The 5,282-nt window shown below is 46.9% G+C and carries 2 tRNA genes and 3 rRNA genes; all 5 read left to right on the top strand.

The features are described 5' to 3' along the window. The first annotated feature begins 1 nt into the window (after position 1). The 5 genes from DDF69_RS21905 to rrf all read left to right on the top strand — a co-directional run bounded on the left by DDF69_RS21905 (position 2) and on the right by rrf (position 5,229). Positions 2 to 1,518: ribosomal RNA gene (locus DDF69_RS21905) — 16S ribosomal RNA — on the top strand. Between the two features lie 295 nt (positions 1,519 to 1,813). Then, a tRNA-Ile gene (locus tag DDF69_RS21900) sits at positions 1,814 to 1,887 on the top strand. 94 nt (positions 1,888 to 1,981) lie between these two features. Next, positions 1,982 to 2,055 (top strand) — tRNA-Ala (locus DDF69_RS21895). A 153-nt stretch (positions 2,056 to 2,208) separates the two neighbouring features. Then, positions 2,209 to 4,963, top strand: a 23S ribosomal RNA gene (locus DDF69_RS21890). A 158-nt stretch (positions 4,964 to 5,121) separates the two neighbouring features. Beyond that, positions 5,122 to 5,229, top strand: a 5S ribosomal RNA gene (gene rrf / locus DDF69_RS21885). The 16S, 23S and 5S rRNA genes sit together here with 2 tRNA genes alongside, the layout of an rRNA operon. The last annotated feature ends 53 nt before the right edge of the window (positions 5,230 to 5,282 follow it).

Genomic DNA, 5,282 nt, shown 5'->3' with positions numbered 1-5,282 from the left:
TACAATGGAGAGTTTGATCCTGGCTCAGGATGAACGCTAGCGGGAGGCCTAACACATGCAAGCCGAGCGGTAGAGATTCTTCGGAATCTTGAGAGCGGCGTACGGGTGCGGAACACGTGTGCAACCTGCCTTTATCTGGGGGATAGCCTTTCGAAAGGAAGATTAATACCCCATAATATACTGGATGGCATCATTCGGTATTGAAAACTCCGGTGGATAGAGATGGGCACGCGCAAGATTAGATAGTTGGTGAGGTAACGGCTCACCAAGTCTACGATCTTTAGGGGGCCTGAGAGGGTGATCCCCCACACTGGTACTGAGACACGGACCAGACTCCTACGGGAGGCAGCAGTGAGGAATATTGGACAATGGGTGAGAGCCTGATCCAGCCATCCCGCGTGAAGGACGACGGCCCTATGGGTTGTAAACTTCTTTTGTATAGGGATAAACCTAGATACGTGTATCTAGCTGAAGGTACTATACGAATAAGCACCGGCTAACTCCGTGCCAGCAGCCGCGGTAATACGGAGGGTGCAAGCGTTATCCGGATTTATTGGGTTTAAAGGGTCCGTAGGCGGATCTGTAAGTCAGTGGTGAAATCTCACAGCTTAACTGTGAAACTGCCATTGATACTGCAGGTCTTGAGTGTTGTTGAAGTAGCTGGAATAAGTAGTGTAGCGGTGAAATGCATAGATATTACTTAGAACACCAATTGCGAAGGCAGGTTACTAAGCAACAACTGACGCTGATGGACGAAAGCGTGGGGAGCGAACAGGATTAGATACCCTGGTAGTCCACGCCGTAAACGATGCTAACTCGTTTTTGGAGCGCAAGCTTCAGAGACTAAGCGAAAGTGATAAGTTAGCCACCTGGGGAGTACGAACGCAAGTTTGAAACTCAAAGGAATTGACGGGGGCCCGCACAAGCGGTGGATTATGTGGTTTAATTCGATGATACGCGAGGAACCTTACCAAGGCTTAAATGGGAAATGACAGGTTTAGAAATAGACTTTTCTTCGGACATTTTTCAAGGTGCTGCATGGTTGTCGTCAGCTCGTGCCGTGAGGTGTTAGGTTAAGTCCTGCAACGAGCGCAACCCCTGTCACTAGTTGCCATCATTAAGTTGGGGACTCTAGTGAGACTGCCTACGCAAGTAGAGAGGAAGGTGGGGATGACGTCAAATCATCACGGCCCTTACGCCTTGGGCCACACACGTAATACAATGGCCGGTACAGAGGGCAGCTACACTGCGAAGTGATGCAAATCTCGAAAGCCGGTCTCAGTTCGGATTGGAGTCTGCAACTCGACTCTATGAAGCTGGAATCGCTAGTAATCGCGCATCAGCCATGGCGCGGTGAATACGTTCCCGGGCCTTGTACACACCGCCCGTCAAGCCATGGAAGTCTGGGGTACCTGAAGTCGGTGACCGTAACAGGAGCTGCCTAGGGTAAAACAGGTAACTAGGGCTAAGTCGTAACAAGGTAGCCGTACCGGAAGGTGCGGCTGGAACATCTCATTTTAGAGCGTCTTAAAGACGTTAAACAAAATTAGTATCGTAAGATACATTATACTTACTTAAAGCATAGCTTTAGTTTTTTGTTTGGTTGGTTTATAAGTAAAAAGTTAAAAGTAAAAAGTTAAAAGAGCCAAGTGTAATATTTGGAAGATAAAATTGCTCATTACTAATTAATCATTACTTATAATTTAAATATAAAAATATAACCCACTAGAAATTAGTAAACGGGAAGAGAAAACGAGTAAGAAGTAGAGTTGTAAGGTATATGAAAANACTCATTACTCATCACTCATAATAGAGTCTCGTAGCTCAGCTGGTTAGAGCGCTACACTGATAATGTAGAGGTCGGCAGTTCGAGCCTGCCCGAGACTACTAATTAAGTGATTTGAAATTGAAAATTTGCAATTTGAAATTCGTTATGAATGAATATCAAATCTAAAACTTCAAATCTCAAATCAAGCTAGAGGGGGAATTAGCTCAGCTGGCTAGAGCGCCTGCCTTGCACGCAGGAGGTCAAGGGTTCGACTCCCTTATTCTCCACAGTTTTGGAAGACTGATTTAAAAGTTACGGATGGAGCCAAAAACAACATCTGTTCATTAGTCGGAAAAAAAGAAATTAAGATCATTGACATTAACGGTAAAGACATCACAAAGAGAAAACCGAGCGCATAAAGCGCTTGAGTAACCAATAGGAAAGAAATCGTTAAGGGCGTATGGCGGATGCCTAGGCTTTCAGAGGCGACGAAGGACGTGGTAAGCTGCGAAAAGCTGCGGGGATTGGCACACACGAATTGATCCGCAGATATCCGAATGGGGCAACCCGGCATGTTGAAGACATGTCACCTCGTAAGAGGAGCAAACCCGGAGAACTGAAACATCTAAGTACCCGGAGGAAAAGAAATCGAAGAGATTCCGTAAGTAGTGGCGAGCGAAAGCGGATTAGCCCAAAAGTCTTTTTATGTTTAGAGGAATGTTCTGGAAAGAACAATCGTAGAAGGTGATAATCCTGTACTCGAAAGGCATATTAAGATGATAAATGAGTAGGGCGGGACACGTGAAATCCTGTCTGAATATGGGGGGACCATCCTCCAAGGCTAAATACTCCTGAAAGACCGATAGTGAACAAGTACTGTGAAGGAAAGGTGAAAAGCACTTCGAATAGAAGGGTGAAATAGAACCTGAAACCGTACGCCTACAAGCGGTCGGAGCAGCGTAATGCTGTGACGGCGTGCCTTTTGCATAATGAGCCTACGAGTTAATTTTACTAGCGAGGTTAAGGTATTAAGTACCGGAGCCGGAGCGAAAGCGAGTCTGAATAGGGCGGATAGTTAGTAGGATTAGACGCGAAACCTTGTGATCTACCCATGGGCAGGTTGAAGCTCTGGTAACACAGAGTGGAGGACCGAACCGGTTGACGTTGAAAAGTCTTCGGATGACCTGTGGGTAGGGGTGAAAGGCCAATCAAACTGGGAGATAGCTCGTACTCTCCGAAATGCATTTAGGTGCAGCGTCGTATATAAGTTTATTAGAGGTAGAGCTACTGATTGGATGCGGGGGTTTCATCGCCTACCAATTCCTGACAAACTCCGAATGCTAATAAATGTTCTACGGCAGTGAGGGCATGGGTGCTAAGGTCCATGTCCGAGAGGGAAAGAACCCAGACCAACAGCTAAGGTCCCAAAATATATGTTAAGTTGAAGCAACGCGGTTGGACTGCATTGACAGCTAGGATGTTGGCTTGGAAGCAGCCATTCATTTAAAGAGTGCGTAACAGCTCACTAGTCGAGCGGTCCGGCATGGATAATAATCGGGCATAAACATATTACCGAAGCTATGGATTTATATTTTAGATATATCTGGTAGGAGAGCATTCTATTTGCGCCGAAGCAGTACTGTGAGGTATTGTGGAGCGGATAGAAAAGAAAATGTAGGCATAAGTAACGATAAAGCAGGCGAGAAACCTGCTCACCGAAAGACCAAGGCTTCCTCAGCCATGCTAATCAGCTGAGGGTTAGTCGGGACCTAACGCGAACCCGAAAGGGGTAGTGGATGGACAATGGGTTAATATTCCCATACTTGCTCACGAATAAAGGGGACGGTTGGATGTAGCTGCTGGAGACTGACGGAATAGTCAAGGCCTAGCCTTCGGGCGAAGCTGCTGTAGTGTAATCTGATCCAAGAAAAGCCGAAGTGAAGCAACCCGTACCAAAACCGACACAGGTGGTCGAGGAGAGAATCCTAAGGTGCTCGAGTGAGTCGTGGCTAAGGAACTAGGCAAAATAGTCTCGTAACTTCGGAAGAAGAGACGCCAACAGCAATGTTGGCCGCAGTGAAGAGGCCCAGGCGACTGTTTATCAAAAACACAGGACTCTGCTAAATCGAAAGATGCTGTATAGGGTCTGACACCTGCCCGGTGCTGGAAGGTTAAGGAAGGTGCTTAGCGTAAGCGAAGGCATTAACTGAAGCCCCAGTAAACGGCGGCCGTAACTATAACGGTCCTAAGGTAGCGAAATTCCTTGTCGGGTAAGTTCCGACCTGCACGAATGGTGTAACGATCTGGGCACTGTCTCAGCCACGAGCTCGGTGAAATTGTAGTATCGGTGAAGATGCCGATTACCCGCAATGGGACGAAAAGACCCTGTGAACCTTTACTATAACTTCGTATTGACTTTGAGTAAGTAATGTGTAGGATAGGTGGGAGGCTTTGAAGCAGGCACGCTAGTGTTTGTGGAGCCGCCGTTGAAATACCACCCTTTACTTACTTGGAGCCTAACTTCTTTCAGAAGGACATTGCGTGGTGGGTAGTTTGACTGGGGTGGTCGCCTCCAAAAGAGTAACGGAGGCTTTCAAAGGTACCCTCAGCACGCTTGGTAACCGTGCGTAGAGTGTAATGGCATAAGGGTGCTTGACTGTGAGACCTACAAGTCGATCAGGTGCGAAAGCAGGACATAGTGATCCGGTGGTTCCGTATGGAAGGGCCATCGCTCATAGGATAAAAGGTACTCCGGGGATAACAGGCTAGTCTCCCCCAAGAGCTCACATCGACGGGGAGGTTCGGCACCTCGATGTCGGCTCGTCACATCCTGGGGCTGGAGAAGGTCCCAAGGGTTGGGCTGTTCGCCCATTAAAGTGGCACGCGAGCTGGGTTCAGAACGTCGTGAGACAGTTCGGTCTCTATCTATTGCGGGCGTTAGATGTTTGAGAGGGCTTGATTCTAGTACGAGAGGACCGAATTGAACAAACCTCTGGTGTATCAGTTGTACCGCCAGGTGCACCGCTGAGTAGCTACGTTTGGAAGAGATAAGCACTGAAAGCATATAAGTGCGAAACTCGCCTCAAGATGAGACATCTTTTAAGGGTCGTTGTAGATGACGACGTTGATAGGCTATAGGTGTAAAGACAGTAATGTCATAGCCAAGTAGTACTAATTACCCGTAGATTTATAGTCTATGGTTACTAATATAAACCAAGTGCTTTATGCGCAGTGAAGGTTTTGTCTTTGTGAAAGTTTTTATCGCTTAAAAACGCAATTGGCAACTAGCAGTTAGCAATTGGCAAAAACAGCCAAAAGCCAACAGCAAATAGCCAGCTGCTATATACAACCTTTAGGGTGGTTTTAGCGGTGGGGCTCACCTGTTCCCATTCCGAACACAGAAGTTAAGCCCACCAGCGCCGATGGTACTGCTAACGCGGGAGAGTAGGCCGCCGCCAGTTTTTATTTTATTTTTAAAAAACCTTTATCTTTACGATAAAGGTTTTTTTGTTTT

Source organism: Chryseobacterium sp. KLBC 52 (genome assembly GCF_003347605.1).
Taxonomy (GTDB): domain Bacteria; phylum Bacteroidota; class Bacteroidia; order Flavobacteriales; family Weeksellaceae; genus Chryseobacterium.
Note: the sequence above shows the minus strand (reverse complement) of the source record. Positions and strands in the feature narration are given on the sequence as shown.